The sequence below is a fragment of the Paraconexibacter sp. AEG42_29 genome, assembly GCF_040581415.1.
In the GTDB taxonomy this organism is placed as follows: Bacteria; Actinomycetota; Thermoleophilia; order Solirubrobacterales; family Solirubrobacteraceae; genus Paraconexibacter.
Genome location: NZ_CP114014.1, coordinates 286,715 through 313,566 on the forward strand (window position 1 = coordinate 286,715; position 26,852 = coordinate 313,566).

27 protein-coding genes, 3 tRNA genes and 1 pseudogene are annotated in these 26,852 nt (G+C 72.0%); 12 read left to right on the forward strand and 19 right to left on the reverse strand.

From position 1 onward, the window contains the following. Nucleotides 1–30: 30 nt before the first annotated feature. The 5 genes from DSM112329_RS01395 to DSM112329_RS01415 all read left to right on the forward strand — a co-directional run bounded on the left by DSM112329_RS01395 (nt 31) and on the right by DSM112329_RS01415 (nt 6,373). A complete protein-coding gene (locus DSM112329_RS01395; protein ID WP_354700017.1) occupies nt 31–1,941 on the forward strand; it encodes a RecQ family ATP-dependent DNA helicase in 1,911 nt (636 codons plus the stop codon). Next, nucleotides 1,938–2,579, forward strand: a complete 642-nt coding sequence (purN, locus tag DSM112329_RS01400) for a phosphoribosylglycinamide formyltransferase (protein WP_354700018.1) — start codon at nt 1,938–1,940, stop codon at nt 2,577–2,579. The genes DSM112329_RS01395 and purN overlap by 4 nt, the downstream gene beginning before the upstream one ends. 84 nt (nt 2,580–2,663) lie before the next feature. Continuing rightward, nucleotides 2,664–4,250, forward strand: a complete 1,587-nt coding sequence (gene purH / locus DSM112329_RS01405; RefSeq protein ID WP_354700019.1) for a bifunctional phosphoribosylaminoimidazolecarboxamide formyltransferase/IMP cyclohydrolase — start codon at nt 2,664–2,666, stop codon at nt 4,248–4,250. Between the two features lie 7 nt (nt 4,251–4,257). Next, nucleotides 4,258–4,662 (forward strand): Rid family hydrolase, encoded by a 405-nt coding sequence (locus DSM112329_RS01410; RefSeq protein WP_354700020.1) that lies wholly within the window; start codon nt 4,258–4,260, stop codon nt 4,660–4,662. Between the two features lie 61 nt (nt 4,663–4,723). After that, the gene (locus tag DSM112329_RS01415) at nt 4,724–6,373 is read left to right on the forward strand and encodes a DEAD/DEAH box helicase family protein (protein ID WP_354700021.1); all 1,650 of its coding nucleotides are present in this window, start codon (nt 4,724–4,726) and stop codon (nt 6,371–6,373) included. A gap of 3 nt (nt 6,374–6,376) precedes the next feature. Here DSM112329_RS01415 and DSM112329_RS01420 read toward each other — a convergent pair. Together DSM112329_RS01420 and DSM112329_RS01425 are read right to left on the reverse strand one after the other, a co-directional pair. Beyond that, nucleotides 6,377–6,449, reverse strand: a tRNA-Lys gene (locus DSM112329_RS01420). 7 nt (nt 6,450–6,456) lie between these two features. Next, a complete protein-coding gene (locus tag DSM112329_RS01425) occupies nt 6,457–7,398 on the reverse strand; it encodes a hypothetical protein (RefSeq protein WP_354700022.1) in 942 nt (313 codons plus the stop codon). A 57-nt stretch (nt 7,399–7,455) separates the two neighbouring features. Between DSM112329_RS01425 and DSM112329_RS01430 the strand changes: the two genes are divergently transcribed. From DSM112329_RS01430 to DSM112329_RS01445, 4 genes are all read left to right on the forward strand, one after another. Next, nucleotides 7,456–8,124, forward strand: coding sequence for a Bax inhibitor-1 family protein (locus DSM112329_RS01430; RefSeq protein ID WP_354700023.1), 669 nt, complete (start codon nt 7,456–7,458; stop codon nt 8,122–8,124). Nucleotides 8,125–8,197: 73 nt separating this feature from the next. Beyond that, nucleotides 8,198–8,269, forward strand: a tRNA-Glu gene (locus tag DSM112329_RS01435). Nucleotides 8,270–8,531: 262 nt separating this feature from the next. Continuing rightward, nucleotides 8,532–9,707: a GGDEF domain-containing protein gene (locus DSM112329_RS01440; RefSeq protein ID WP_354700024.1), complete on the forward strand. Its 1,176-nt coding sequence runs from the start codon at nt 8,532–8,534 to the stop codon at nt 9,705–9,707. 44 nt (nt 9,708–9,751) lie between these two features. Next, nucleotides 9,752–9,825: transfer RNA gene (locus DSM112329_RS01445), tRNA-Val, on the forward strand. Between the two features lie 59 nt (nt 9,826–9,884). Here DSM112329_RS01445 and DSM112329_RS01450 read toward each other — a convergent pair. From DSM112329_RS01450 to DSM112329_RS01500, 11 genes are all read right to left on the reverse strand, one after another. Beyond that, on the reverse strand, nt 9,885–10,499 hold the full coding sequence (locus DSM112329_RS01450; protein ID WP_354700025.1) for a site-specific integrase: 615 nt from the start codon (nt 10,497–10,499) through the stop codon (nt 9,885–9,887). After that, nucleotides 10,459–10,605, reverse strand: coding sequence for a hypothetical protein (locus DSM112329_RS01455; RefSeq protein WP_354702544.1), 147 nt, complete (start codon nt 10,603–10,605; stop codon nt 10,459–10,461). Before DSM112329_RS01455 ends, DSM112329_RS01450 begins: the two co-directional genes overlap by 41 nt. Then, a complete protein-coding gene (locus DSM112329_RS01460; RefSeq protein ID WP_354700026.1) occupies nt 10,602–11,057 on the reverse strand; it encodes a hypothetical protein in 456 nt (151 codons plus the stop codon). The genes DSM112329_RS01455 and DSM112329_RS01460 overlap by 4 nt, the downstream gene beginning before the upstream one ends. A 58-nt stretch (nt 11,058–11,115) precedes the next feature. After that, the gene (locus DSM112329_RS01465) at nt 11,116–11,484 is read right to left on the reverse strand and encodes a helix-turn-helix domain-containing protein (RefSeq protein ID WP_354700027.1); all 369 of its coding nucleotides are present in this window, start codon (nt 11,482–11,484) and stop codon (nt 11,116–11,118) included. 320 nt (nt 11,485–11,804) lie between these two features. Then, on the reverse strand, nt 11,805–12,203 hold the full coding sequence (locus tag DSM112329_RS01470; protein WP_354700028.1) for a PIN domain-containing protein: 399 nt from the start codon (nt 12,201–12,203) through the stop codon (nt 11,805–11,807). Next, nucleotides 12,203–12,472 (reverse strand): hypothetical protein, encoded by a 270-nt coding sequence (locus DSM112329_RS01475; RefSeq protein ID WP_354700029.1) that lies wholly within the window; start codon nt 12,470–12,472, stop codon nt 12,203–12,205. Before DSM112329_RS01475 ends, DSM112329_RS01470 begins: the two co-directional genes overlap by 1 nt. 62 nt (nt 12,473–12,534) lie before the next feature. Continuing rightward, nucleotides 12,535–13,368, reverse strand: coding sequence for an SDR family NAD(P)-dependent oxidoreductase (locus DSM112329_RS01480; RefSeq protein ID WP_354700030.1), 834 nt, complete (start codon nt 13,366–13,368; stop codon nt 12,535–12,537). Further along, complete coding sequence (locus tag DSM112329_RS01485) at nt 13,365–14,441, reverse strand: TIGR03857 family LLM class F420-dependent oxidoreductase (RefSeq protein WP_354700031.1); 1,077 nt, start codon at nt 14,439–14,441, stop codon at nt 13,365–13,367. The genes DSM112329_RS01480 and DSM112329_RS01485 overlap by 4 nt, the downstream gene beginning before the upstream one ends. 27 nt (nt 14,442–14,468) lie before the next feature. Further along, the gene (locus tag DSM112329_RS01490; RefSeq protein WP_354700032.1) at nt 14,469–14,918 is read right to left on the reverse strand and encodes a hypothetical protein; all 450 of its coding nucleotides are present in this window, start codon (nt 14,916–14,918) and stop codon (nt 14,469–14,471) included. After that, nucleotides 14,915–15,940: a phosphotransferase family protein gene (locus tag DSM112329_RS01495; RefSeq protein ID WP_354700033.1), complete on the reverse strand. Its 1,026-nt coding sequence runs from the start codon at nt 15,938–15,940 to the stop codon at nt 14,915–14,917. Before DSM112329_RS01495 ends, DSM112329_RS01490 begins: the two co-directional genes overlap by 4 nt. Further along, nucleotides 15,937–17,079 carry a TIGR03857 family LLM class F420-dependent oxidoreductase gene (locus DSM112329_RS01500; RefSeq protein WP_354700034.1) on the reverse strand — a complete coding sequence of 381 codons (1,143 nt, stop codon included), beginning with the start codon at nt 17,077–17,079 and terminating at the stop codon, nt 15,937–15,939. Before DSM112329_RS01500 ends, DSM112329_RS01495 begins: the two co-directional genes overlap by 4 nt. Before the next feature lie 49 nt (nt 17,080–17,128). Here DSM112329_RS01500 and DSM112329_RS01505 point away from each other — a divergent pair, with 49 nt between their 5' ends. Together DSM112329_RS01505 and DSM112329_RS01510 are read left to right on the forward strand one after the other, a co-directional pair. After that, nucleotides 17,129–17,776: a helix-turn-helix domain-containing protein gene (locus DSM112329_RS01505; protein WP_354700035.1), complete on the forward strand. Its 648-nt coding sequence runs from the start codon at nt 17,129–17,131 to the stop codon at nt 17,774–17,776. A gap of 2 nt (nt 17,777–17,778) precedes the next feature. Further along, nucleotides 17,779–17,991 (forward strand): hypothetical protein, encoded by a 213-nt coding sequence (locus DSM112329_RS01510; protein WP_354700036.1) that lies wholly within the window; start codon nt 17,779–17,781, stop codon nt 17,989–17,991. A gap of 317 nt (nt 17,992–18,308) precedes the next feature. Here the strand turns inward: DSM112329_RS01510 and DSM112329_RS01515 are convergent, their stop codons facing one another. The 4 genes and pseudogenes from DSM112329_RS01515 to DSM112329_RS01530 all read right to left on the reverse strand — a co-directional run bounded on the left by DSM112329_RS01515 (nt 18,309) and on the right by DSM112329_RS01530 (nt 21,980). Continuing rightward, nucleotides 18,309–19,394, reverse strand: coding sequence for a hypothetical protein (locus DSM112329_RS01515; RefSeq protein WP_354700037.1), 1,086 nt, complete (start codon nt 19,392–19,394; stop codon nt 18,309–18,311). A gap of 259 nt (nt 19,395–19,653) precedes the next feature. Further along, nucleotides 19,654–19,830 carry a hypothetical protein gene (locus tag DSM112329_RS01520; RefSeq protein ID WP_354700038.1) on the reverse strand — a complete coding sequence of 59 codons (177 nt, stop codon included), beginning with the start codon at nt 19,828–19,830 and terminating at the stop codon, nt 19,654–19,656. 311 nt (nt 19,831–20,141) lie between these two features. Beyond that, nucleotides 20,142–20,323 (reverse strand): annotated as a pseudogene (locus DSM112329_RS01525) (aminopeptidase); the annotation flags it as partial. A 163-nt stretch (nt 20,324–20,486) separates the two neighbouring features. Continuing rightward, nucleotides 20,487–21,980, reverse strand: a complete 1,494-nt coding sequence (locus DSM112329_RS01530; RefSeq protein ID WP_354700039.1) for an NAD(P)/FAD-dependent oxidoreductase — start codon at nt 21,978–21,980, stop codon at nt 20,487–20,489. A gap of 117 nt (nt 21,981–22,097) precedes the next feature. Here DSM112329_RS01530 and DSM112329_RS01535 point away from each other — a divergent pair, with 117 nt between their 5' ends. Further along, nucleotides 22,098–23,357 carry a helix-turn-helix domain-containing protein gene (locus tag DSM112329_RS01535; RefSeq protein WP_354700040.1) on the forward strand — a complete coding sequence of 420 codons (1,260 nt, stop codon included), beginning with the start codon at nt 22,098–22,100 and terminating at the stop codon, nt 23,355–23,357. Nucleotides 23,358–23,544: 187 nt separating this feature from the next. Here the strand turns inward: DSM112329_RS01535 and DSM112329_RS01540 are convergent, their stop codons facing one another. Together DSM112329_RS01540 and DSM112329_RS01545 are read right to left on the reverse strand one after the other, a co-directional pair. Next, on the reverse strand, nt 23,545–25,167 hold the full coding sequence (locus DSM112329_RS01540; protein WP_354700041.1) for a GDSL-type esterase/lipase family protein: 1,623 nt from the start codon (nt 25,165–25,167) through the stop codon (nt 23,545–23,547). Continuing rightward, entirely contained in the window at nt 25,164–26,786 is a 1,623-nt protein-coding gene (locus DSM112329_RS01545) for a long-chain fatty acid--CoA ligase (RefSeq protein ID WP_354700042.1), read from the reverse strand. Before DSM112329_RS01545 ends, DSM112329_RS01540 begins: the two co-directional genes overlap by 4 nt. Nucleotides 26,787–26,852 lie beyond the last annotated feature (66 nt).

Consider the following 26,852-nt stretch of genomic DNA (forward strand, 5'->3'; position numbering starts at 1 on the left):
CCGGGCGCGCCGGTAGCGTCGTCCGCCCCGATGGACCTGCACCGCGCCCTCGAGCAGCACTTCGGCTTCGACCGGTTCCGGCCGGGCCAGGAGCAGGCCGCCCGTGCCGCGCTCGCGGGCCGGGACACGCTCGTCGTCATGCCGACCGGCGCCGGCAAGTCGCTCTGCTACCAGCTCCCGGCGCTCATGCGGCCGGACCTGACCCTCGTGGTGTCCCCGCTCGTGTCCCTGATGGCCGACCAGGTCCAGGCGCTCGAACGCGTGGCGGGCGGACGGTCGCCGGTCGCTGCGCTGCTGAACGCCCAGCAGGACGCGCGGGCCAACGACGCGGCGCTGCGGGCCGCGGTCGCCGGCGAGCTGCGGATGCTCTACGTCGCCCCCGAACGGCTGGCCGCGCCGTCGGTCGTCCGCGCGCTCGCCCGCGCGAAGATCGGACTGTTCGTCGTCGACGAGGCGCACTGCGTCTCGCAGTGGGGGCACGACTTCCGGCCGGACTACTTCCGCCTCGCCGACGCGGCGCGGTGGCTGAAGGCCGACGCGATCATCGCGTCCACCGCGACGGCGACGCCGGCGGTCGCCGCGGACATCGTGGAGCGCCTGCAGCTGCGCGAGCCCGTGCGGGTCGCGACCGGCTTCGACCGCCCGAACCTGGCCTTCGGCGTCGTGCCGTGCGCGTCGAAGGCGGTGCGCCACCGGCGGCTCGTGGCAGCGCTGGACGAGCCCGGCGCCACGCCGGCGATCGTGTACGCCGGGACGAGGCTCGGCTGCGACACGATCGCCGACGACCTGACGCGCGCCCTCGGCCGGCCGGTGGACGCCTACCACGCGGGCCTGGCGCGGGACGACCGCGCCGCGGTCCAGCAGCGGTTCATGAGCGGCCGGACGGACGTCGTGGTCGCGACCAACGCGTTCGGCATGGGCGTCGACAAGGCGGACGTGCGGACCGTGGTCCACGCCACCGTCCCGCCGTCCCTCGAGGCCTACTACCAGGAGGCGGGGCGGGCGGGACGCGACGGGGCGCCGGCCCGCGCGCTGCTGCTCGCCGCACCGCAGGACCAGGGCCTGCACGTGTTCTTCGTCGAGCAGGCGCAGGTCCCGGACGCACTGCTGCAGGACCTCGCCGGCCGTGTCGTGGCCGCGGCCGTCGACGGCCGTTACGAGCTCCCGCTCGCGAGCCTGTCCGGCCGGGCCGACGCGGCGCGGCTGAAGGCGATCGTCGGCGCGCTCGCTCAGGTGGGGGTGCTGCAGCCCGTGCCGGCGCCGATCGACCGGGTCCGCGGCCGGCTGCTGGCCCCGTTGGACGCGGCTGCACTGGCGGCGGCCCGGGAGCTGATGGCGGCGGCCGAGGCCGCCCGCTGGGCCCAGTACCGCGCGATCTGGGCGTTCGCGGAGGGATCGCGGTGCCGGCGGCAGGCGCTCCTGGATCACTTCGGCGACGACCGCCCGCCGGCGGCCGCGGCGGGTGCGTGCTGCGACGTCTGTGACCGTGGCGTGGTCCCGGCGGCGGTGCGCGCGGCGGGCGATGCGCCACCGCCCGGTGCAGGGCGGGCGTCGCGCGGGCCCGGGCGATCGGGCACCGCGGCGCGCCCGCGGGCCGCACCGGCCGCCGGCCCGGAGCTCGATGCCGCGATCATGGGCGTCGTGACCACCGCCCAGCCCCCGGTCGGGCGTACCCGCGCCGTCGAGATCCTCCGCGGCGGCCGCTCGGCCGCGATCCGGCGCCACAGCTACGACGGCCTGCCGGCCTATGGCACGTACGGCCACCTCTCGGACGCGGATGTCCTCGGGCGGGTCGACGCGCTGCTCGCCGCCGGGGCCCTGGCGGCCGGCGGCGGCATGTACCCCAAGCTGCACGCCGAACCGCTCGCGCTTCGCGCTCGGGTTCGGCCGGGCGATCTCGCCCAGGGGGCTCGTTCGCCCGGGTCGGTGGCTCGCCCGTGAGTCCTTCCGGTCATCTGCGTGTCGGTGTCCTGGCCTCGGGGGCAGGCACCAACCTGCAGGCGCTGATCGACGGCGTGCACGGGACGGACGGCATCGAGCTGGTCTGCGTCGGGACGGACAAGCCGGACGCCCCGGCGCTGGAACGGGCGGCGGCCGCCGCGATCCCGACGCGGGTCTTCGTCCGCGACGACTTCCCAGCACGCGACGCCCGCGACGAGGCGATCTCCGCCTGGCTGCGGGAGTCCGGGGTGCAGCTCGTGGTCCTGGCGGGCTACATGCAGCTGCTGAGCACCGGCTTCACCGATGCGTGGGCCGGCCGGCTCGTCAACGTGCACCCGTCCCTGCTGCCGGCGTTCCCCGGCATCCGCGCCATCGAGCAGGCCCTCGACTACGGCGTGAAGGTCTTCGGCGTCACCGTCCACCTCGTGGACGACGGCGTCGACACCGGGCAGATCCTCGCGCAGCGCGCGATCGACCTGCCGTCGGCCCGGACGGTCGCCGAGGTCCACATTTTCCTGCGTCCGCTCGAGCACGCGCTGCTGTGCGATGTCGTGCGCAGGTACGCCCGGGGGACGGTCCGACCCGACCCGGACCATCCGCGCCGGATGCTCATCGGCGATCCGCCCCTCCCGAGCTAGCTGTCTCGGAAACCCGCTCGGTGCGGGTTCGCGGCCCCGCGGCAGGTCGGCCCCGGCGGCCCCTCCCGTATCCTCGCGCGCAGGATGACCGACCTGAGCCAGGCCACGTCCACCACCGCCGCGGGAGAGGTCCGGATCCGCCGGGCGCTGCTGTCGGTCTCGGACAAGCGGGGGATCGTCGACTTCGCCCGCGGCCTCGCCGACCTGGGCGTCGAGATCGTCTCGACGGGCGGCACGGCCAAGGAGCTCGCCACCGCGGGGCTGAGCGTCCGCGCGATCGACGACTTCACCGGCTTTCCGGAGATCATGGACGGCCGCGTCAAGACGCTGCACCCGAAGCTCTACGCGGGCCTGCTCGCGGTCCGGGACAACCCGGCGCACCTGGAGGCGACGGCCCAGAACGACATCGAGTTCGTCGACCTCGTGTGCGTGAACCTGTACCCGTTCGAGCGCACGGCCGCCCGCCGCGGGGTCGGGGACGCGGAGGTCATCGAGAACATCGACATCGGCGGCCCGACGATGATCCGCGCCGCCGCGAAGAACTTCGCCTACTCGGCGGTCGTCGTGAACCCGGAGTCCTACGACGCCGTGCTGCAGGAGCTCGGCGAGACGGGCGCGAAGCTGTCGCTCGAGACGCGCGAGGCGCTGGCCGCCGAGGCGTTCGCGCTCACCGCGCGGTACGACACCGCGATCTCACGCTGGTTCGGCGAGAAGAACGAGGACTTCCCGCCGCAGTACGTCCGCGCCTACGAGAAGGTGACCGACCTGACCTACGGCGAGAACCCGCACCAGCGGGCCGCGTACTACGCCCAGGTCGGCGCGCGGTCGCACCTGCTGTCGATGGTCTCGCAGCACCACGGCAAGCAGCTGTCGTTCAACAACCTCCTGGACCTCGAGGCGGCCCGCGCGATGGTCCGCGAGTTCGAGGTCCCCGCGACCGCGATCGTCAAGCACAACAACCCGTGCGGCGTAGCCCTCGGCGGCAACGCGCTCGATTCCTACAAGAACGCGTTCGCCTGCGACCCGCTGAGCGCCTACGGCGGCGTGATCGCGCTGAACCGCCGCGTCGACAAGCTGACCGCGGAGGCGCTGAACGGCCAGTTCATCGAGGTCCTGATCGCCCCGGGCTACGACGACGACGCTCTCGAGGTCCTCACGCAGAAGAAGAACATCCGCATCCTGGAGGACGGCGAAAAGCGCACGCCGGCGCTCGGCGAGGTCGAGGTCAAGCAGGTGATGGGCGGCCTGCTGATCCAGGACCGCGACACCGCGAAGGACGCGCGCGACGCGATGGAGGTCGTCACCGCCAAGCGCCCGACCGACAGCGAGTGGGAGGACCTCCTGTTCTGCTGGCGCGTCGCCAAGCAGGTCAAGTCCAACGCGATCGTGCTCGTATCCGGGCTGAAGACGATCGGCATCGGCGCCGGTCAGATGTCGCGCGTCGACTCGGTGCGGCTGTCGCTGGAGAAGTGCCGCGTCGACCCGGCCGGGTCGGTCCTCGCGTCCGACGCGTTCTTCCCGTTCGCCGACGGCCCCGAGCTCGCGCTGGAAGCGGGCATCACCGCGGTCATCCAGCCGGGTGGGTCGATCCGGGACGACGAGGTGGTGGCGGCCGCCGACGCGGCCGGGATCGCGATGGTCATGACGCGCCGCCGGCACTTCCGCCATTAACGGGGCCATGGTCGTCGAACGCCACGGATCGGTCGGGCCCTGGGAGGCCACGGTCGGCTACAGCCGCGTCGTCCGCGCGGGCGCCCACGTCTGGGTGGCGGGCTGCACCGCGGCCGGCGAGGACGGCGCGGTCCTCGGCGGGGACGATCCCGGTGCGCAGGCTGCGGCCGCGATCGCGGCGATCGAGCGGGCACTGCTGACGGTGGACGCCGCCCTGATGGACGTCGTCCGCACCCGCATCTTCCTGACCGACATCGCGCACTGGGAGGCTGTCGGCCGGGCCCACGGGGCGCGGTTCGCCGGCGTCCGGCCAGTGGCGACCATGGTGGCGGTGAGCGCCCTGATCGACCCGCGCCTCCTGGTCGAGATCGAAGCCGACGCGTACGTGGCGGACGGCACGAGCGCTCGATGAGCCCCTGTTCCCGGGCTGGACGGAGTCGTCCGGCTCGTCCCGCAGCATCCCCGCCTTCGCCATGACCCCGCCGTCCCGCCCCAAGACCCCGCCGCTGCGCCCCTGGCAGGTGCGCACCCTCGCCGCGCTCGAGCCGTGGCGCGGCGGGTCGTTCCTGATCTCCGCCGCCCCCGGGGCGGGCAAGACACGGCCTGCGCTCGAGCAGGCCAAGCGGATGCTGAAGGACGGCCGCGCGGACCGCATCGCCCTCGTCTGCCCGACCGCGCCGCTCACCCGGCAGTGGGCACAGGCGGCCGGCAAGCTGGGTCTGCACCTCGTCCCGGACGCCGAGTCGCCGCGGCCGCCGAAGGACTTCGCCGGCATCGCCGTCACCTACGCCCGCGTCGCCGCGTCGGGCGAGCGCTGGAGCGCGCTCGTCACCCCCAAGACGCTCGTCATCGCCGACGAGGCGCACCACCTCGGCGAGGACCTCGCCTGGGGTGACGGGTTCACGAAGGCGTTCCGGCGCACGGACAAGCTGCTGATGCTGTCCGGCACGCCGTTCCGCTCGGACGCCACCCCGATCCCGGGCATGCGATACGACCGGGAAGGCGTTGTCATCCCGGACATCTCCTACACATACGCCGAGGCGGTGCGCGACGCCGTCTGCCGTCCCGTCGCGTTCATCACCTACGACGGCACGCTCTCCTGGCAGTCGGGGGACGACGTCATCGAGTCCTCGTTCGACACGGTCCTCACGGCCCGTGAGGCCGGCCGCCGGTACCGAACGGCGATCTCGACGGAGCTCCCGGACGGCCTGCCGCGCATCCTGCGCGAGGCCCACGAACGGCTCGCCGAGGTCCGCGCGAGCGGGCACAAGGACGCGGGCGGCCTGGTCATCGCCGCCGACGGCCACCACGCGAAGGCGGTCGCGAAGCTGCTGCGCGAGGTGACCGGCAAGGCGCCGACCGTGGTCCTCCACACCGAGGCGCGCGCCGCGCAGAAGCTGGCGGCGTTCACCGACTCGCGCGACGAGTGGCTGGTCGCCGTGAACATGGTGTCCGAGGGCGTCGACATCCCGCGCCTGCGCGTCGGCGTCTACGCGACCGCCGCCAAGACGCCGCTCATCTTCCGCCAGATCGTCGGCCGCTTCGTCCGGACGATCCCGGGTCGCGGGGCCGACCTCTCGTGGGTGTACCTCCCGGCCGACCCGATCCTGCGTGACCACGCCGCCAACGTCGAGGGCGAGCTGCGCCACGTGCTGCGCCGTGGCCAGGACGAGGGCGTGCTCGACGAGCCGGTCGAGCGCGAGCGCAAGGATCGCGACCCGGACGAGGAGGGTCAGGCGTTCGTCCCGCTCAGCGCGGACGTCGTTCCGCAGATGACGCTCTTCGGCCCGCCCCCGGGCGAGCCGGGCGGTCCCCCGGCCGCCAAGCGCATCGTGCCGACGTTCCCGTCGGCGATCGCGGCGTCGGCCGGAGCGGACGCGGCCGGGGCGGACGAGGACGACGAGGACATCCCGGGGATGCCGGCCTACGAGCGCCGCGCGCTGCTGCGCGACAAGCGCCACCGCCTGGTCGGCGACCTGCGCCGGCGCGATGGCCTGACGCCGGCGGAGATCAACATCTGGCTCAACCGCGAGACCGGGGTCTCGCGGGTCGAGGACGCGACGCTCGCGCAGCTCGAGCAGTCGGTCGAGCTCCTGCTGGATCGCCTGACGACACGGCGCTGAAGGTGCCCCCGGCCGGACTCGAACCGGCGCGCCGCGAATTAAAAGTTCGCTGCTCTACCAACTGAGCTACGAGGGCTCCGACATCATGCCTGATCGCCCTTGGATCGGTGGTAGCCGGCGACGGCAGCGGTTCGGCGCCGGTGACAGTTCGCGCACCGCACCACGCAGCGGGCGATTTCGTCGCGCAGCCGCTGCTCGGAGCACCCACGACGGGCCAACTCGGTGACGTTCGCCGTCTTGCCGTCGACGTGATCGAAGTCGAGCACGCAGAGGTCGTGGTTGCCGCATTCGCGGCAGCCCGCCAGCTCGAGCGTCGAGTACGCGATGGCCAGGTTCCGAGCACGTGACCGCCCGGGCGGCGGCGGTGTCTCCCACCAGCGGGGGGCCGCCCGGCGGTGGCTCCCGCGAACCGCAGTGCGGCGGCGGTGGCAGTTGACGCAGACGATCTCGCAGCGAGCGATCTCGGCGTCGATCCGGTCCGGATGCGCGCCGCTCCCGAGGAGGCGCGAGACGTTTGCGAGCTTCGCCCCGAGGTGGTCGAACTCCATCACCACCGGATCCTGAAGACCGCAGTCGTGGCAGCGGGAGGTGCTGAGGATCGCCTCCACATGCTCGCGGGCGCGCTGCGACTGCCACGCGCGCGCCTCCCGTCCCTTTTCGCGTCGCCCGCGGTGGTACTCGCTGTAGCACGACCGGCACCATCCGGTCCGGCCCCGTCCGCTGCGGTTGAAGTCCTCGATTGCTCTGGTCGTCGCGCAGCGGGCGCAGTGTTTCCTCTCACCAGAAGGTCGTGCTTCTTCGACACCGGGGCCAGTGTCGGGGCTCCGGTCCGGCGTGACGGGGGCTACCTCTGCCGCGATCCCCCGGACCCACACAGAGACCGACGACTGGGCGACGGCGAGCTCGTCGGCTATCCGCCTGATCGACTGGCCCTCCCGTCGCAGGATGATCGCCGCCTCTCGTTCCGCGTCCTTCTTCCGCATCGCCGAACATATGCTCCCGGCCCGAGCGGACGGATGAACCACGCCTAAAAGGTGTGCGACGCGCGTGCGTCGAGAGTGCTGCGGGCTACCATGGGACGTATGTCGATCGACTACACCAACCGCGCTCGCGCCGGCGCGCCCCCAGTCCCCGCCGCGGTGGATGCGCGCGCGGTCTTCGGCCAGGTCATGGGCCTCGTCGCCTTCACCTGCCTCTTCGCCGCCCTCGGCGCCTACGTCGGCCGCGACTCGTCCGGTGGCGCGGGGCTCATCGCCTTCCTCGTCGCGTTCGGCTGCCTCCTCGGCCTGAACCGGGCGGTCGCCCGCAGCGAGCAGCTCGGCATCGGGCTGCTGTTCTTCATCGGGCTCCTGCTCGGGGTCGGCCTCGGACCGGTCCTTTCCAGCTACGCCAACACCGACCCGGGCGTCGTCTACCAGTCGGCGGCCGCCACGGCGGGCTTCGTCGGCATCCTCGGCGCCTTCGGCTACGCCACGAAGCGCGACCTCAGCAGCTGGGGCCGGTACCTGTTCTTCGCGCTGATCGGGCTGATCGCGATCGGGCTGGTCTCCCTGTTCGTCGCGATCCCGGGCGGCAACGTCCTCTACGCCACGCTCGGGCTGCTCGTGTTCGGCGGGCTGACGATCTTCGACTTCAACCGCCTCCGCCGCAGCGGCATGGATCAGGCGACGCTGATCGCGGCCGGCATCTTCCTCGACGTGCTGAACATCTTCCAGTTCATGCTGATGCTGTTCGGCGGCGGCCGTCGCTGAGGCTCCACCGGGGGCGAGGTCCCGAACCGGACGGCGGCGCTCCGGCGCCGCCTCTAGACTTCGCGTCCGCCGCGCCCCCATGGTGTAACGGTTAGCACGTCGGCTTTTCAAGCCGCAAGCGAGGGTTCAACTCCCTCTGGGGGTATCGGTCCGGCGTCCTTTACGAAACCCTGAGGTACGCCTCAGTCGGTCTTCAGGTTCCGGCCGCATCATTCACTTCAAGCACTGCGGACCCATCCCACCGCTGTGTACATAGGACGACTGCGCATGTCGTCCACCCTCCCGCCCACCTGTCGCCCGGCAAGGCCCTCCGCAAGGAGACCGAACCGGGCGACAGGCCTTTAACGGGGCTCGGACATCTGTCCGCGTTCGGGTGAACGCGGCGCGCGCGCGTCGATAGGCAACAGGTGGCCCACCCCGCCCCAGCCGGCGTGCTCGCGCGCCCGGTGCGCGTCCTGTCGCTCGTCGTGCTGGTCGCGGCCGCGTTGGTCCCGGGCGCCGCGGCGCTGGCGCAAGGCGCCGGCGGCTGGGCGCTCATGGGCGTCGTCCCGCTGCTCATCGCCCTCGTGGTCCTCGCTCGTGACCACGACGCGCGAGCCCGCGACGCCGCGCGCCGCATCGTCACGCTGGAGCGTGACCGTCACCGCCTGGGCCGCGACCGCGACCGGCTTGCCGCGTCCGTGCGGCAGGTGGGCCGGGCGTTCGGCTCGCTGGACCTGGGTGCCCTGGCGGCCAAGCTCGCCGAGACAGCGGCCGACGCGCTCGACGCCGACCGCTCCCTCGTGCTCGTCGCCGGCAAGGCGGCGGCGAGCGGGGCCGAGGACGCGGGCCTCGACACGCTGCTCCACGGCGCGGCGGCGCGCGCGGTGCGGCGCCGGATGCCGGTCATCCTCCCCGGCGCCGGCGGCGCCGTGGCCATCGCGCATCCCGTCGGTGATGCCGGCGACGTCCTTGCGGTCGCCCGGGCAAGCGGTTCGTTCACCGGCGAAGAGGAGTCGCTGCTGGCGTGGCTGGCCGGCCAGGCGGTGACGAGTGTCGCCACCGTCGCCGTCCATGAGCGCCTCCGCCAGCAGGCGCACGTCGATGAGCTGACCGGGCTCGGCAACAAGCGGGCCTTTCACGAGACGCTCGCCCGTGAGCTCGCCCTCACGCGTCGGACGGGCGTCCCGGTCGGCCTGATCGTGATCGACCTCGACGATTTCAAGGCGGTCAACGACACCCACGGGCATCCGGTGGGCGACCAGGTCCTCGTGGAGGTCGCCGTGTCGCTGCGGGATGCGGTCCGCTCGACCGACACCGTCGTTCGCTGGGGCGGAGAGGAGTTCGCCGTGGTGCTGCCGCACACCGACCTTCGCGGCGCCGCAGTCGTTGCCGAGACCGTGCGCGCCGCGGTCGGCGGGACCCGCGTCCCGCTGCGCGACGGCGGCGAGCTGCGCGTCACCGCGAGCGTCGGGGTGGCGGCGGCGCCCGACTGCGCCGGGGACCCCGACGGCCTCTACGCGATCGCCGACCAGGCGCTCTACGTCGCCAAGCAGCGCGGCAAGGACCGCTCCTGCGTGGCGGGCCTCGATGTCCCGCGGTGAGCGCGCGCCAAGCCCCCACGCCAGCGCGTAGTCTTCGCGCACGCGGGCGGTTAGCTCAGTTGGTCAGAGCACCTGCCTTACAAGCAGGGGGTCCCCGGTTCGAGCCCGGGACCGCCCATCGCAGAAAAGTCCTGCAAATTGGGCATATAGACTTGGAGTCCAGACAGCGACTGGAGTTCAAATGCGCCCAGCACGGAACTCAGATGGAACATCGCTCCCACGGGCTGCACGGATGGCGTCTTCCGCCGGGAGCCGCGGCGCGTCCTCGAACTCGTCGATGACGTGGCCGTAGGTGCCGAGCGTGAGGGCGGCCCCGTGTCCAAGTTGCCGGGCGACGTAGATGACGCTGCGGCCCTCGTGGAGGAGCAGGCTCGCGAAGCTGTGGCGGGCGGTGTACGGCGTGGCGTCGGGCCGCCCGGCCGCAGCGGCAGCCCGTGAGAAGGCCCGCCGCGACCAGGACTTGTAGGCCTCCTGAGTCCAGACCTCTCCGTGCTCCGACGGGAAGATCAGGTCGCCGGGCTCCGTCTCGTCGCTCGCGAGCTTCCACTGGCTCAGGTCGGACGCGAGCGGCTTGAGCAAGCGCACCGTTCGGCGCTGGCTCGCCTTCGCCGCGTTGACGACCATCGTCTTCGTGGCGAGGTTCGCCCACGTGAGCGCGAGCGCCTCGCCCGGTCTGAGGCCGGCGTAGGCGAGAGCCGACACCAGCGTCGCATCCCGCAGGGGCGACTCGCTGATACTGGCGGTGGCGCCCTTACGCGCGTGACGCTTTCGCCGGCTCGGTCCTCGGGACACCGTTCAGCAGGAACCCGCGCATCGCCTCGACGGTCTCGGGCGCGAGTGGCCTGACCTCCTGCTTGGGGGCGGGCTTGGGCTTTCGCACGAGCCGCTGCGGGTTCATCGCGATCCGCTGGGACTCGACCGCGCGCTGGAGGATGTTGCCGAGCAGCGTGTGCGACTTTCGAACCGCCTCACGACCGGCGCCCGCTGCCAGCCGCTGGGTCTGCCAGGTCGCGATGCGGTCCGCGTGAGCTCCCGCAGCGGGATTGTGCCGAGGAACGGACCGATGTGCGCGTCGTAGGCGTCCGCGTACAGCCGCCGGGTTGCGGGCGCGAGGTGCGCTGCGTGGGCCGGTGCCCAGGTGGACGACACGTACTCGTCGAGGCTCTCTTCGCCGGCGTCCAGTAGCGCGAGCGAAACGGGGCCAAGTCGCTTGCGCCGGTCGACCTCGGCGTCGTACGCCTCCGCGTCGCGCTTGCGCGTGAACGACGTCGACCGCTGCCGATCGCCCTCGCGCCAGCGCCCCCGGTAGCGCTTGGTCCCAGTGGGCGTGATCTCGACGTGGACGCTCATGGCGCCGATGGACGCTAGGCCCGGCCGCTATGGAACACAAGAGGCAGGGGGTCTTTCGTCACGATCGGTCCATCAGCGCGCGCGTCATCGTCCCGCGACGCGGCGCCGGTGTCGGGCCGCGTTGCCGTCGCGTCCCGCCCGAGCGCCGGCCGCGATCGATCCAGTCGCGCACGTCGTCGACGGTCATGACCCAGCGCCCAGCCCGCCGTGACGCGACCAGTTCGCCGCTCGCGATCGCGCGGCGGATGGTCCGCTCGCTCGTGCCGAGCTCCGCAGCAAGGCTCGCGGTCGTGTGACACGTGCGGGCCGGCGCGGCCGTGCGGAGCAGCGCGGCGAGCTGCGAGCACGCACGTGGGTCATCCTGCAGTTGAGCGAGGATTGCTCGGATGACGTCCTCCGACGGCGGTGACGGCTGACATGAGCTCATATCAGGAACGCGGCGTCGCGCCCAATCCGTGCGCACTGGGTGGCTTGGCGCTAGGGGTGCCGCTAGGTCCGAGGTGTTCCCCATGGAACGTTCTTGGCACTTCGCCACTCGCGACAATCGGATGCGAGTTGTGCACGGCGACGCGCCCTAACTGTCGCCTTGGGCGACGGCTACGGCCCGGCGGTCGCCGGTGGCATTGCGCGTCAAGTTTGCCTCCCGTCTGCCTGTTTCCTATCCACTGCGATGAGCCTCATCGCTACGGCGCATACGAGGAAGCGCGCTCAGTCAAGTTGCGCGATCCTCGTCGAGGCTCCCATGGCCTACGCGATTGAGGGGGCCTCGACGGCGAGCCCGTGGTGCACGCAGCCCGCCTGAAGCTGCCGGTCGTAGGTGAGGACGGCGTCGACATCACCGCGGCGAGCAAGGACGACCGCGGCGTCGAGGTGGATCGCGTCGAGCGAACGGACCTTTACGGGCTCGATCCGCGACGCGCGCTCGACGGCCGCCATGTCCAGGTCCAGCAGGCGGACCGTGCCAAGCACCTCCTCGGCCGCGTCAGCGAGCCCCGCTTTGACGCCCAGGCGCCGCAGCTCGACGACGAGCAGGGCGCTCGACCAACGGACCTCGTAGAGCCCGATGACGTCGAGGATCGCGCCGGCGTCGGGTTCGTCGAGCAACACGCGGCCGACGGCGGACGTGTCGACGTAGAGCCCGGCCATCAGTAGGGACGTTCGCGATCCTCTGCGAGCAGCCGATCGGTTGTGCCTGCGGGATGAGCCTTCGCGGTCTCAAGATGACGGCGTAAGACCGCGACGAGATCGTCGGTCGTCGCGCGGTCGGGCTCGGCCGCGCGATGCACGAGGATCGCGTCGCGCGCAAGATCCTCGCGCTCGAGCTCTACGCGCACGACCTCGCCATCATCAAGATGAAGTGTTGCCCGGGTCCGCATGAGGTGATCCAGTGTGGCAGCGCCGTGCCGCGTCGCCAAGCGGTGACCGTTCCACGAGCGGGCTGGTCCGCCGCTCGCGGTCGGCCAGCGTCTGACAAGTCCTACGAAGGGATGTTCTTGTGTTGGTTGAGATCGTCTCTCCCCATCGACATGAACGCGAGGATGGCTCGCCCGACGAGCTTCGGTGGCATCACGGTGAGCAGGCCGGCAAGCACGCGGTTAAGTGGCGAGGTGTGCTGCACCAGGCGCCCGTGGGCGGCCCCATCAATGGCGATGGAGGCCACTCGCTGCGGGCTCTGGATCATGCTGTTGGGCATGCGCCCGACGATCTGCCGATTGGTGGGCGTGTCCAGGAACGCGGTGTCGGTGGTGAACGGGACGGTCGCGCTGAACGTCACGCCGTGGGCGCCGTACTCGGCGTCCAGGGTGCGCGTGAGGTTGACGACGAGTGCCTTGGCTCCGGCGTAAACGGTGATGCCAGGGAAGCACGGCCAATACGCACCGAGCGATGAAATCGTGAGCATGGTGCCGCGGCCGGCCTCAAGCATGCCGGGCAGGCACAGGTGCATGAGTTCGGCGGGGTTGACGGCGAGGAGGTTGATGATGCTGATCTGTTCTTCCGCTGTGAAGTCGAGGTAGCGGCCTTCGAGGGTTGCGCCGGCGTTGTTCACGAGGTAGCTGACCTGCAGGCCGGCGTCGGCGATCCGACGATGCAGGTCGGCGCCGGCGCCCGCTCTCCCGAGATCACTTTGGAAGATGTCGACGCGGACGCTGTGGTTGCGCCGGAGCTCGTCGGCCAGCTGCTCCATCAGCGCCGTGCGCCGGGCGGCCAGCGCGAGGTCGTGGCCGGCGGCGGCCAGCTGCCTGGCCAGCTCGACGCCGATTCCCGACGACGCTCCGGTGACCAGCGCGACCTCCCGGCGGGTGACGGTCATGCCGCGGCTCCGGTGGTCCGCGCCCGCCAGGCGTGGGCGAGCCCGGCGTTCTGCGCGGGGTGGCTGCCGTAGAGGGCGAGCTCGTCGGCGCCGGCGCTGCGGAAATCGGCAAGCGTGGCGACGCAGGCGCCGACCGTGCCGATGGCGCAGGTCGCCTTCATCCAGTCGTCCGGGATGACGCTCGCGGGTCCGAGCAGGTCGCGGCGATGGAAGGCCATGTCGGCCGACCCGACACCCGCAAGCTGCTCGTGGTTCTGCAGTCGCTGCTGGAAGCCGTCCCCGTCCCAGCCGTTGAACTTCAGCAGCGCGTTGCTGAACTGCGGCATCTGGAAGTAGGTGACCGCTCGCGCGTGGCAGAGCAGCCGGGTCTCGTAGTCGTCGAGGTCGACCGCCGAGACGATCGGGTGGCAGATGCGCACCTCAGCGGGGTCGCGGCCGATCCGCTCGCACTCCTCGTCGATCCAGGCCCGGACGTTTGCGACCGCTTCGGGCAGCAGGAACGGGGTGAGGATGACCCCGTCACAGCAGCGGGCCGCGGCGCGCGAGGCGACCGGTCCGCCGAGCATGCAGCTCCAGATCTGCGGGGCGGGTCCGGTGTAGCGGTCGCGCAGCTGAATCGCGTCGTAGCGCCCCGCGGGGCCGTCGTAGTCGACAACCTCTCCGCGCCAGAGGCGGCGAATGATCCCAACGAAGTCCTCCAGTGCCGGGTAGCTGACGGTGTCCAGGCCCATGAACTGCGGGACGGTCCGCCCGAGGCCGAGGACGAACCGCGGCCCGTAGGCCGCGTGCAGCGTCGCGCCGAGCGCTGCGGTCAGGCGCGGATCCCTGGACGGGATCGCGAGCGCTCCCGTCCCGATGTCGAGCCGCGAGGTGCGGGCCGCCCAGCCCCCGAGGACCGCGCCGGCCTCCTTCAGGTCGAAGCGCTCGGACAGGAACGCCCGACGGAAGCCGAGGCTCTCGGCGAGCACCGCGTCGTCGAGCCCCTGCGACACCGAGCGGCCCTCGCGCGGATCGTCCGGCGGCTCGCTGAGCATCCGTCCGCAGATCAGGTAGGTGCTCAGGTCCTCTAGCACCGGAGGAAGCGTCGCGAGGCTCATCGATCAGTCGCGGACGAGCTTGACGTCGCCACGGATCTCGCGCTCGTGCGCAATGCGCACGTCGAGGACCGCGTCGAGCATGCTCCGCGTGTCGGCGTCAGCGCCCAGCGCGACCGGGATCGCCTCCGAGAGCATCGCCGAGCACACGTCATAGCGTTCCGGGATCTGGGCGGGCGCAAGGTCGCCGGCCGGGACCAGGCCCGCGTACCTGGAGCGCAGGGCGCCGTCGGCGTCACCACCGCACATGACGAGATGCGTGACGAGCTCCTCGATGCCGTGGATCTCCTCGAGCATCCAGGCCTGCTCGTGCTCGGCGCGGCGCTCGCAGATCCCCAGGATGCCGTCGACGAGCGCGAGCGTCTCGCGCTGCTCGCCGGCAGGCAGGTCGGGGACCGTGGCGAGCGATCCGCGGGAAAGCGACAGCAGCAACGGTGTCGAGGGACGGCGGATCATGTGGTCGGCACTCCTGCCGCGGCCTTCGCCGCGTCGAGTTGACGGGTCACACCGACCCAGCCCTCGGCCATCGCGGTCACCACATAGGCCAGATTGGCGGTCTTGAGCGAGCGATTGGTCCCTGCGACGAGATCCGTGACCTGGCCGACGAACTGCGCGACCATCGGCCCGAACGGCAGGATCGAGAAGTACGAGACCGTCAGCGGGTTGAGCTGCGCCTCGCTGAGCCCGGACGCTTCACGGTAGGCGGCGCAGAGCGCGGTGAGGTCACCGGCGATCGGATCGGGCGGGCTGATCGCCGACAGCGCAGCGAAGTACCCGAGGTCCTCGCGCGGGTCGCCGATCCGGGTGAACTCCCAGTCGATGGCGGACACGGAGTCGCCCTCGACGATGATGTTCGGCGTCTCGAGGTCCCCGTGCAGCAGGCAGAGCGGCACCTCCGGCGGCCGGTTGACGTCCAGCCACTCCGCGACGTACCGCATCAGCGGCGCCGGCTCGACCTGCCCGTCGGCCAGCGCGCGCCACTGGGCGACGCAGCTGTCGATGTGGTCCGCCCAGCTCGGCACCTCGCCGAGCACCGCCGTGACGTCGGCGACGTCGGTGGCGTGGATCCGTGCGGCGAGCTCGGCGATCGACCGTACGTGCCCCGGCCACTCACGCTCGTCGGTCGCGCTCAGGACGGCGTGCAGCGGCGTGCCGTCGACGTAGTCGATGATCATGCCGACCGCGCCGAGCCGGGAGCCGTCGGGATCGAACGCGTGGACCGCCGGCGCGCCGCCGGCGCCTCCGAGCGCCGCGAGGACGCCGTACTCGCGCGCCCGGTCGGTGCTGACGATCGCCTCGCCCTCCGGCGGGTCGGCCCGCCAGACGAACGTCCGGGGCTCCCCGTCCACCTCGGCCGTGATCCGGCGCATGACGCGGCTGTACCCGCCGGTGACGCGCTCGGTGCCCGTGACGGTGACGTCCGCCCCGAGGGACTGCGCGAGCAGCGCGGCGATCGTGTCGTGGTGCTCGCCGCTCATGCCAGGACCTTCGATGCGGTGTGCACGCGCCACGCCGCGGCCAGGCGGGCGTTCTGCCCGGGGGTGCTGCCGTAGGTCGTGATCTCGTCGACGCCGGCGGCGCGGAACTCGGCGAGCTTGCGCACGCAGGTCTCGATGCTGCCGATCGCGCACGAGTCCTCGATCCACTCCTGCGGGATCATCTTCGCCGGCTCGAGCAGGTCGACGCGGTGGTACTTCAGGTCGGCGACGCCGTCGCCCACGGCCGCGAACATCCGATGCTCCCGCAGGCGCTGCAGGACCTCCGGGTCCCAGCCGTTGAGCTTCGGATAGGCCTGTCCCCATGCCGGCGGCTGCAGGTACGTCACCACGCGGGCGTTCGCCAGCTGGAAGGTCTCCTCCTCCGCGAGCTCGGGCGCGGTGATCACCTCGGCGAGGATCCGCACCGAGCCGGGGTCGCGGTCAGCACGCTCCAGTGCGTCGCGCACGTAGCCGATCGCCTTGGCGGCCCCGGTCGGCGTGAGCCCCGCCGGGAGCAGGACGCCGTCGATCGCGGGGGTACGCGCGACCATCTCCGCGCCCTTCGGGAGCGCGAAGATCCCCGCAAGGATGTCCGGCGGCGGACCCTCGTAGCAGTCGCGCAGGCCCATCGGCCCGAAGTCGCCGGCCGGCCCGTCGTAGGAGAACTGCTCCCCGGCCCACAACCGCTTGACGATCGTGCAGACGTCAGCGAAGCCGTCCATCGAGAGAGACCCGCCGTGCCCGTAGGCCGGCGCACCGCGACCGAGACCGAGCGTGAACCTCGGCCCGAACGCGGCCTGCATCGTCGCGCCGAGCGACGCCAGCAGCATCGGATGGCGCGAGCCCGCCGCGATGATGCCCGACGCCACGCCCAGCCGCGAGGTGCGCGCGGCGATGCCGCCGAGCAGCGTCCCCGGCTCCTTGAGCTCAGGACGCTCGGCCAAGAACACGCGCCGAAAGCCGATCGCCTCCGCGTCGACCCCATCCTGGATCCCCTGCGCCGGCGTCCGCACCGACGTCTCGAACCGCACGTCGTCCGGCAGGTGGCTCTTGAGGCGGCCCGAGACGACGAACGCGCTGAGGTCCTCGAGCGGTTCGGGCACCCCAGCTTCCGTGTGAACGGCCGTTTGCTCATCCATGATGCGAAGGTAACAGATTGCGTATCGCGTACCAGTAATCTTTTCGGCGATGGCCAAACGACACGAAGCCGCGGCGGTCCTCACCGAGGGCGGGTCCACGTCGGCCCCCGGCCGCGCTGGCAGCCGACGGCGCGCGAACCTGCCCGAGGTCATCCTGGACGCCGCACTGCGGTGCTTTGAGCGATGGGGCATTCAGCGCACTCGCGTTGAGGACATCGCGCGCGAGGCCGACATGCCACGCCCCCACATCTACCGTCACTTCGCCAGCAAGGACGCCATCGTCCATGCCGTCATCCTCCGCGCGATCGACCGCCACCACGCACGGCTGGCCGAGCGCTATCCCGTCGAAGGCCCCGCGGGCGCCCTGATCCTCAACACGCTGCTGGCGGGCGTCCGGGACGCCGCCACCGAGGTCCAAGCCCTCACGCAGCAGGACTCCGCCCGCATCACCGCCGAAAGCCTCGCCGCGTCCGCCGAGATCACCGCGGCGCTGCGCGCCCATTGGGAGCCGATCCTCAAGCACGCCGAGGCGCGGGGCGAACTCCGCGCGCACATCGACATCGCGGCCGCCACCCGCTGGCTTGTGTTCATCCAGCTCAGCTATCTCACCCTCGGCAACCAGGTCCCCCCACTCGAAGAGAGCCTCTCCGCGTTCGTGCTGCCCGCGCTGGTCACCCCCAGCGGACCGCCAGAATAATGATGGCCAAGTTTCTCCGAAAGGCGTTGCGTGTTGTCGCGGATATGCCAGCGGACCGGCCGCCACGCCAGGCCTTCCTCATCGACGGTTGGACCGACAAACAGGCCGAGGCCATCGAGCAGACGGGAGCGGACTACCCAGTCGATCTCGTAGTCGAGCTTGCCTTCCACGATCACCTCGCTCGCCGCCGCGAGTCATTCGCGTTGGTCGCGTAGCACGCGCCACGGGCGCCAGCCAAGCGTCCGGTAGGGGTTCCGCACTGAGCAGGTGACGAGCCCGGGCGGCGTTATGCGCCGACCGGGCCGACGGCTTGCAGCGCTGTGCCGTCCTTGCTGAGCGCACCCGGCAGCGACGGCCTTTCGGACCGGCTGGTGGGGCCATTGGCTCCACGTTTAGACGCTCGCTCAGCGCTGCTCAATTAGCGCCTCAGCAGTGCCCGGTTGGGCGCGAGAGCCCCTGTCTCGGCGGGGTCTCGCGGGTTCCGGGAGGGTTCGTTCGGCCGCTCGTGGTCAACGGGTCGGCCCGACGATGCTCAGAAGGACGTGCGCAGGATCTGCGTGCCCGGCAGGTAGAACGCCGAACCCTTGTACGACACGCGCAAGCGGTACGGCTTCTTGCCGTTGCCGACCACGCGGATGCGCTTTGTGATGGTCCCCGCCGAGGAGATCTTCGCCGTCCCGAGCGACCGGAACGTCCCGCCTGCCTTCCCGCGCGCGATCCCGATGGAGACCGTGCCGGGGGTGCCCGGGAACGTGACCTTGACGCTGAGCGTGTAGTCGGGGCCCGTGAAGTCGGAGAAGTTCGCGACGGGGCTGGTCGTCAGCCCGAACGGCGCTTTCGCCACGACGGTGATCGCAGGCGTCCACGGCGACGCGGCGTCACCGCGGTAGGGCTGGAGGAGGCTGAAGGACCCCGACGGGTCGATGGCGCGGGCGACGACGGTGTAGCGACCGGGCTTGGTGGTGTCCAGCTGCGTCGTGGTGGTCGCCTCGCCGACGTCCTCTAGGGACGCGAGGCGAAACCGGAACGGTGCGACGAGGTCGCCGTCCGGGCCGACGACGCCGTTCAGTGCGTAGTGGATCTCGTTCAGGTTCGCGCCCGGGTTGTTCGTGACGGTCAGCGGGAACCCCTTGACGGACGGGTAGCTGAGCACGAAGGGCCTGGTGGGCGGGGCGATCCCCACACGAGCGGCTACGGTCAGCCCGTAGGTCGTGGTGGTCGTCGGGGTCGCGCAGCTCGTGTCCTCAGGCGCGTACTCCTTGACGACCGCCTGGTAGGTCTGGTTGCCGTGGTACTGCAGGTTCTGGTCGAACGCCACCCCGCTCTGGAGGATGCAGGACTCCGTGAAGGACGTCCCTCGGGAGGCGGACTTCCCGGTCGCGTCGACGAGGTCGAACGTGAACCGGCCGTTGCTGCCCGGAGGCGGGTAGGACAGCCGGACCACGGCCCGAACGTTGCGGACCGTGACCGCCTGGCCGGCGGTCATCGGCAGGGGCTGGCCGTCGTCGCCGATCACGGAGACCGTCGGAACGGCAAGAGCCCAGGTAGGCGCGGCAGCGCCGGCGAGCAGCAGGCCGGCCAGGAGAATGGTGCTGCGCAGGCAGCTCGTGGTCTTCATGAGTTGGGCTCCATCGCGTGACGTTCAGTTGGGTTCCGGAGTATCGCGCAGACGTTGCGACGCCTGCGGGCAGTCGGTCGAATCCAGACACACTTTGTCCGAATGCGCACGGCACCCATCGCTCGTCGAAAGGACACGGTGACCGCCGCGATCCGGCCCGTCTCGGTGGCATCGGCATGCCCGCGAGCGGTGTTGGGCCGTGGCCGCTGGATTTTCCGTAGCGGCGTTCGGCCGAGGGTTCCGGTCTGGGGCTCCCGGATCAGTTGTCGATGATGCGCAACGACCAACCGGTGCCGTCCACGTAGCCGGCCACGACCATTCCACCTTCAACGGTGACGAACGCTTCACAGCCGCCCGTGTCGCTCGCGGTCGCCGGAAATGGTGGCCAGCGCCGGCCGAGCCACTCGCTGAGATCCACACTGATCACGTCGAGCAACCATCGCAACGCGGCGGCGCTCGCAAGGGGGGTCGCTCGGGTGCGCACCCGCGGCGAGAAGGTCGTACTGACGAACGCCGGATGAAGCGCGGCCCTCCTCCGGCTGATTCCTCCGGCTGATGGGCAGCCTGTAAGCGAAACGCAACGACGCTTCCGGCTAGCGCAGAGACCGTGACCCCCGCGGGCAGATGCTGCTGAAGTCCAGCCGCCAAGCGCGGGGCAAGCGACGGCATGCTGCGAAGGTCGCATGCTCCGATCCGGACTGGGCGAGATCACCGGTTCGGTTGGGGTTCCCCGAGTCCGCCGGCGACTTACGTGAAGCGGCCGTCCTCCAGGACCGCGACCCCGTCCGCGGTTAGGCGCCCGCCGGGGCCCCTGCGCAGGTCGCAGATCATGTCCCAGTGGACCGCGGACTCGTTCTTTCCACCCGTCTCCGGGTACGAGCGCCCCAGCGCCACGTGTACCGTGAACCTATCTTCTCATCAAGGACGATCGGCTCCACCCTGACAGGTGGCCTCGGCGGGGAGGATGACGAAGCCCTCCGCACGGAGATCCTGCAGCAGCTGGTCCAGCGTCGCCGGGAGCGCCTCCTTCACGACGGTCAGTCTCGCACGCCCCGATCCGGGTGCTCAGCGGCTGCGCGTCGCATCGACAGATCAGACCACGGCCGCCTCGGCCGGCGCCGGGGCGCCGAAGTGGAGCGCGGGGTCCTGGACCGCTCCGTCGCGGAGCCGGGCAACGTCGTCCTCGTAGGCCTGTTTGACCGTCCAGGGACCGATGGTGCCGGCCTTCGGGAAGCTGTCGATCCGGCGCTGCACGTAGCCCGAGCTGAGGTCCAGCAGCGGCAGCTTCGCCTGCTCGCCGTCGAGGACCGGGACGACGGTCGTGCGGCCGGTCCGGTCCATGTGGTCCAGCAGGCGGCAGAAGTGCTCGCAGACGAGGTCGACCTTCAGCGTCCACGATGCGTTCGTGTAGCCGATCGCGAACGCGAAGTTCGGGACCCCGCTGAGCATCATGCTCTTGAACACGGTGGTGTCGCCGAGGCGGACGGGCTCGGCGTCGACCGACAGCTCGATGCCGCCGAGCGCGAGGATGTTCAGCCCGGTCGCCGTGACGACGATGTCCGCCTCGAGCAGCTCGCCGGACCCCAGGACGATGCCGTGCTCGGTGAAGTGGTCGATGGTGTTCGTGACGATCGACGCGTCACCGCGGCGGATGGACTTGAAGAAGTCGCCGTCGGGGACCATGCAGAGGCGCTGGTCCCACGGGTCGTACCTCGGGTTGAAGTGGGTGGCGACGTCGTAGCCCTTCGGCAGCCGGCGCTTGGCGTCGGCCATGATCAGCCTGCGGACGGCCTTCGGGTAGCGCTTGGCGATCTTGTAGATGCCGCGCTGGATGCCGACGTTCTTGCGCCGGGTCAGCCGGTGCCCCCGCTCGGGACCGAGGACGCGGTTGAAGACCTTGGCCGTGGGGTCCTCGGACGGGATCGCCAGCACGTAACTCGGTGAGCGCTGCAGCATGGTGACGTGTCCCGCGGTGCCGGCCATGGACGGCAGGAGGGTCACCGCGGTCGCGCCGCTGCCGATGATGACCACCCGCTTGCCTGCGTAGTCGAGGTCCTCCGGCCATTGCTGGGGATGGACGACGGTCCCGCCGAAGTCCCCGATCCCCCGGAACTCGGGCGTGTAGCCGCCGGCGTAGTCGTAGTAGCCGGTGCCGGAGAAGAGGAAGCGCGAGGTCAGCTCCACCACCTCGCCGCCGGGCCGCTCCGCCGTCACCGTCCAGGTGCCGGTGTCGCTCGAGAAGTCGGCGCTGAGGACGCGGTGGCCGAAGCGGATGTGGGGTGCCAGGCCGGCGTCGGCGACGGCGCCATCGAGGTACTCCAGGATGACGTCAGCTTCGGCGATCGCCTTCTTGTGCGTCCAGGGGCGGAAGCCGAACCCGAAGGTCGGCATGTCGGAGTCCGAGCGGATGCCGGGGTAGCGGAAGAGGCTCCAGGTGCCGCCGATCTCGTGGCGGCCGTCGAGGATCGCGAACGTCGTGCCGGGCCGCTTCGCGCTGAGGTGATGGGCGGCACCGATGCCGGAGATGCCGGCGCCCACGATGAGGACGTCGACGTCGGTGGTCACGGCGGGGCTGGCAGGCGACATGGCGGGGTTCTCCTCCGAGGTGGACTCGTTCCATGGTCGCGCCTCGCTGTCAGCGGAGGCATGTGCGCTACGCCCTGTGTTCTTGCCACGGCTGTGCGCGCCGCCTATGGTGAGTGGGTGACCGGTCCGCGGAAGCCGCTGGGAGCTCCGGCCGCCGATCTCGTGCGCGCCGCGGCGACGCTGGCCCTGGCCGATCCCGGGCCGCTGCTGGCTGCGGTCGACGAAGCAGTGCTGGCGGGCAGCCCGGCCCTGGCCGCGTACGCCGACCTCGCGCAGCAGACCCAGCTGGCGAATCACACCAACGTCCTGCGGTGGCTGACCAGCACCGCGCACCGCCCCGGCGAGCCCGTCCCCCGCGAGGTGGCGCCGGAGGCGCTCGACATCGCCCGGGACGTGGTGCGGCGTGGCCTGGACCGCGACGTGATGTGGACCGCGTACCGCCGCGGCGAGAACGCGGCGTGGCGCATGTGGATGCGCGCGCTGACGGAGCTCGCCGCGACCCGGACCGGGTGGACGGCAGCGCTGCCGGACGCCCTGGACGCGACGGCGTCGACGCTCAACCGGTTCGTCGACGACATCCTGAGCACCCTCGACGAGCGCATCTGGAGCGAGCGCGACCAGCTCGTCAGCGGCAACCTCGCGCGGCGGCTGGAGACCGTGCAGCTCATCCTGAGCGACGCGCCGATCACGCAGCAGCGCGCGGCCGAGCGGCTGGGGTACGAGCTTGGCGGGGACCACGTCGCGCTCGTGCTCACGACCGACACCCCGACACCGGAGCAAGGCCTGCTCGAGACGCTCGCCGCGCGCCTCGCGCACGCGGGCGGGATGCGCCCGCCGTTCACCGTCCCGGCCGGCGGGGCGGGGCTGTGGGCGTGGGCGGCGGCCCCGGCGAGCCCGGATCTCGACGCCATGCGCGCGGTGCTCCGCGGGGCCCCGGCCGGCGTCGCGGTCGCGGTCGGCCGGCCGGCCGGTGGCGTCGCCGGCTTCCGCCGCAGCCACCAGCAGGCCGCCGACGTCCAGCGCGTCGTGGCCGGTGCACAGGCTCCCGATCCGGTCCAGGCCGCTGCCCGGCTCATCACCTACGACGAGGTGCAGGTCGTCGCGCTCGCCGGCACCGACGTCGCGCGCGCTGGGGAGTTCGCACGCACGGCGCTCGGTGGGCTGCTGGACGGCCGGCCCGAGCTGCGCGAGGCGCTCCGGGTGCATCTGCTCGAGCACCGCAGCGCCACTCGCGCGGCGGCCCGGCTGTTCACGCATCGCAACACCATGCTCAACCGGGTCGCGCGGGCCGAGGCGCTCCTGCCGCGGCCCCTGGAGGATCAGCCGCTCGCGGTCCTGCTGGCGCTGGAGCTCGACCACTGGCTCGACCTCGGGTGACGCACGATCACGGCCAGCAGCGCACGCTGGGCGACGGTCCTCACGGCGTGAGCGCGCAACGCCATCGTCATGTCGCGCCTAGGGCCGAGCGGCGGACCGTCATGAGCGACTTCCTGACACGGATCTGCGAATCCGCGAACGAAGCGTTCAGCACGTGCGGGCTCCCGGCGGCGTGGGACGCTCGCGCTCAGGCCGCGCGCCGCCGCACGACCCGGATGACCGTCCGGCTCGGCCGCGTGCCGGCCTTCGTCACGACCAGCGTCCGGGTGCCCGCGCGCCGGGGCCGGATGCGCAGGACGGCGACCCCGCGCGCGTCGGTCCGTCCGCGTGCCGCGCCGAGCCGCACGGCCGCCGCGCGCACCGGCCGCCCGGTGCTCCGGACGCGCACGCGCAGCGCCGTGGTCCGACCAACCACGAGCGTGCGCGCCGCCGACACGTTCAGGCGCGGGGCCGGGCTCGGCTTCGGGCAGTCCGGCGCGCCGAGCCGGTCGAGCGGCACGGCGTTGCCCAGCGCCGCGTACCCGGCCAGGCTGAAGTGCAGGTGGTCCCCGCCGTCGTAGGCGGGCGCGATGCGGGCCGGGTCCGCGGGGTCGCGGACGGCGGCGTCGAAGTCGATGTAGCCGTCGGCGCCGCCGGCCGTGCGGATCCAGGTGTTGACGGTCTCGCGCGCGGCCTGGGCCGTCGCGTCGCTGTAGCTCGCCTGAGCACCGGCGGTCGGGGTCAGCGTCCCCATCAGCACGCGCAGGCCGGCCGCGCGCATCCGCGCGATGCCCTGGCGATAGCCGGCGATGATGTCGCTCGCCGGGGCGCCCGGCTTCTGGCCGATGTCGTTCACGCCCTCGAGCCAGATGACCGTGCTCACGCCGGCCTGCCGGAGGACATCGGCGTCCAGGCGCGTGAGGGCGGCCTCCCCGAACGACTTCCCGGCGATGCCGCCGCCGCTGTCGCGCAGGACGCGGTTGCCGCTGATCCCCACGTTGGCCACCGCGAGCGGGGTGCCGGCCGCGCGCAGCCGGCCCGCCAGGACATCGGGCCAGCGGCCGTTCGCGTCGATGCCCACCGTCGTCTCGGGGAACCCGAGCCCGGGCAGGCCCCGGAACCCGTCGGTGATGGAGTCGCCGAGCGCGACGACCGCGCCGAACGGGCGGTCGACGCGGACGTCCAGGCCCGTGACCAGCGGGCGGGAGCTCGTGTGCAGCAGGAACGCACCGCCGGCCCTATCGGCGGCGTGGTCCCCTGCGCCGGCCGGCGTGAAGTAGGAGGTCTGGCGGGCGGACGCGTGGTGGGTCGGCTTCCCGATCGCGGCGGCGACGAAGGTGCTGACCGCGAGGGTCTCGCCGCCCGCGTAGCTGAAGGCGACGGGGTCGCTGACGACGTCCTCGCCTGGCGCTGCGGTGACCGAGGCGCGGCCGCCGAACGTGACCTCGACCGGCACGGCGGCGACGCCCGCGCCGGCGGCCTGCCGTGCGATCGTCGTGTGCGCGAACGGCACGGCGACCAGGCCGTAGCGGTTGGAGAGGCGCACGCGGACGGTGCTGCCGCCGATCGAGGGCGTGAGCATCGCCCGCACGGTCGCGTGCTCGAGGGGCGCTTTGAGGTTGCCGAGCGTGAGGTCGCCGCCCGCCCCGATCAGGTCGGTCAGCCCGGTGCTGTTCGCGGCGTCGGTCGGCACGCCGGCCCACGCGGCGACCCAGTGGGCGCCGCAGACCGCGGGCACCGACGCGGCGGCCGCCGGCGCCACGCCGCCCAGGGCCCCGGCGAGGATGCCGGCGAGCACGGCCAGGCAGGCCCGCGCCGCAGGCCGCCTCACGCCGGGCCCACGGTGACGCGCCGCCCGAGCGAGCCGTCGGCCAGGCGTGCGCGTAGGACCTTCTTGTCGTACTTGCCCGTCCCGGTCTTCGGCACCGCGTCGATGAAGGCGACCTCGTCGGGCAGCCACCACTTCGCGACGCGCCCCGCGAGGTGCGCCTGCAGGTCGTCGGCCGTGCACGTGGAGCCCGGCGCGAGGACGACGCAGGCCAGCGGTCGCTCTGTCCAGCGCTCGTCGGGCTTGGCGATCACCGCAGCCTCGACGACGTCCGGGTGCGCGACGAGCTCGTTCTCCAGCGCGACGGACGAGATCCACTCCCCGCCGGACTTGATGACGTCCTTCGCGCGATCGCTGATGCGGACGTAGCCGCGCGGGTCCACCGCCGCGATGTCGCCGGTGCGCAGCCAGCCGCCGTCGAACGACCCCGGCGCGGGATCCCGGTAGTAGCCCGCCGCGATCCACGGGCCCCGGATCTGGACCTCGCCCGTCGCCTCCCCGTCGTGCGGGAGGACGGCGCCGTCGTCCGCGACGACCCGCACCTCGACGAGCGGCGCGACCCGCCCGGCGGTGTCGCGGTAGCTCCACTCCGAGTCGTCGCGCGGCGGGCGCGCCACCGACGCGAGCGGCCCGGTCTCCGTCATCCCCCAGCTCTGGAAGACGCGGACGCCGTGGCGCTCCTGGAACGCCTGCATGAGTGCCAGCGGGACAGCTGCGCCCCCGCAGAGCATCGTGCGCAGTCGCGACAGGTCGCCGCCGTGCGCGTCGAGGTGGCGGAGCAGGTCCATCCACACCGTGGGCACGCCAGCGGCGATCGTGACGCGTTCCTCCTCGAGCATCGCCGCCAGCGCGGCCGGCTGCGTGTGCGGACCGGGGAGGACCAGCTCCGCACCGGTCATCGCCGCCGCGTACGGCAGTCCCCAGGCGTTGGCGTGGAACATCGGCACGAGCGGCAGGATGCGGTCGCGCGAGGAGACGCCGAGCGTGTCCGCGGCGCACGCGGCGAGCGCGTGCAGCGTCTGCGAGCGGTGCGTGTAGACGACGCCCTTGGGGCGGCCCGTGGTGCCGCTCGTGTAGCAGAGGCCGGCGGCCGAGCGGTCGTCCAGATCCGGGTAGGCGAAGCGCGGCTCGTGGGCGGCGAGCAGCTCCTCGTAGCCGATCGCACCGGGGATGCCCGTGCCGGCGGCGTCGCCGCCGATGACGACGACGCTGCGCAGCGTCGGGAGCCGGTCCATGAGCGGCGCGATCCGGTCGGCGAGGATCGCGTCGACGAACAGCACGCGGTCCTCCGCGTGGCCGAAGATGTACTCGAGGTCCTCGTCGAACAGCCGGATGTTGACCATGTGCAGCACCGCGCCCGAGCAGGGGACCGCGTGGTAGAGCTCAAGGTGCTCCTGCGTGTTGAACGCGAACGTCGCGACGCGGTCGCCGGGCTGCACGCCGAGGGTGCGCAGCGCGCCGGCGAGCCGGTCGATGCGTGCGCCGAGGTCGGCGCCGCTGATGCGCGTCCGGCCGTCCTCGCGCTGCGTCACCACCTCGGCGTCGCCGTACATCCCCCGCATCCGCTCCATCACGTGGCGGAGCGTCAGCGGGAAGTCGTCCTGGACCCAGACATCGTGCACGGCGTTCTCCTCGGCAGTGGCCTGCTTGACCTGCGGTGGCCGACGCTAGGCGAACACTCGGGCCCC

Bases quoted from the DNA above. Each gene is read 5' to 3' on its own strand.
- DSM112329_RS01395 (WP_354700017.1), top strand. From the start codon at position 31: ATGGACCTGCACCGCGCCCTCGAGCAGCACTTCGGCTTCGACCGGTTC.
- purH (WP_354700019.1), top strand. From the start codon at position 2,664: ATGACCGACCTGAGCCAGGCCACGTCCACCACCGCCGCGGGAGAGGTC.
- DSM112329_RS01410 (WP_354700020.1), top strand. From the start codon at position 4,258: ATGGTCGTCGAACGCCACGGATCGGTCGGGCCCTGGGAGGCCACGGTC.
- DSM112329_RS01415 (WP_354700021.1), top strand. From the start codon at position 4,724: ATGACCCCGCCGTCCCGCCCCAAGACCCCGCCGCTGCGCCCCTGGCAG.
- DSM112329_RS01430 (WP_354700023.1), top strand. From the start codon at position 7,456: ATGTCGATCGACTACACCAACCGCGCTCGCGCCGGCGCGCCCCCAGTC.
- DSM112329_RS01455 (WP_354702544.1), bottom strand. From the start codon at position 10,605: ATGAACCCGCAGCGGCTCGTGCGAAAGCCCAAGCCCGCCCCCAAGCAG.
- DSM112329_RS01460 (WP_354700026.1), bottom strand. From the start codon at position 11,057: ATGAGCGTCCACGTCGAGATCACGCCCACTGGGACCAAGCGCTACCGG.
- DSM112329_RS01465 (WP_354700027.1), bottom strand. From the start codon at position 11,484: ATGAGCTCATGTCAGCCGTCACCGCCGTCGGAGGACGTCATCCGAGCA.
- DSM112329_RS01470 (WP_354700028.1), bottom strand. From the start codon at position 12,203: ATGGCCGGGCTCTACGTCGACACGTCCGCCGTCGGCCGCGTGTTGCTC.
- DSM112329_RS01480 (WP_354700030.1), bottom strand. From the start codon at position 13,368: ATGACCGTCACCCGCCGGGAGGTCGCGCTGGTCACCGGAGCGTCGTCG.
- DSM112329_RS01490 (WP_354700032.1), bottom strand. From the start codon at position 14,918: ATGATCCGCCGTCCCTCGACACCGTTGCTGCTGTCGCTTTCCCGCGGA.
- DSM112329_RS01495 (WP_354700033.1), bottom strand. From the start codon at position 15,940: ATGAGCGGCGAGCACCACGACACGATCGCCGCGCTGCTCGCGCAGTCC.
- DSM112329_RS01500 (WP_354700034.1), bottom strand. From the start codon at position 17,079: ATGGATGAGCAAACGGCCGTTCACACGGAAGCTGGGGTGCCCGAACCG.
- DSM112329_RS01505 (WP_354700035.1), top strand. From the start codon at position 17,129: ATGGCCAAACGACACGAAGCCGCGGCGGTCCTCACCGAGGGCGGGTCC.
- DSM112329_RS01510 (WP_354700036.1), top strand. From the start codon at position 17,779: ATGGCCAAGTTTCTCCGAAAGGCGTTGCGTGTTGTCGCGGATATGCCA.
- DSM112329_RS01515 (WP_354700037.1), bottom strand. From the start codon at position 19,394: ATGAAGACCACGAGCTGCCTGCGCAGCACCATTCTCCTGGCCGGCCTG.
- DSM112329_RS01530 (WP_354700039.1), bottom strand. From the start codon at position 21,980: ATGTCGCCTGCCAGCCCCGCCGTGACCACCGACGTCGACGTCCTCATC.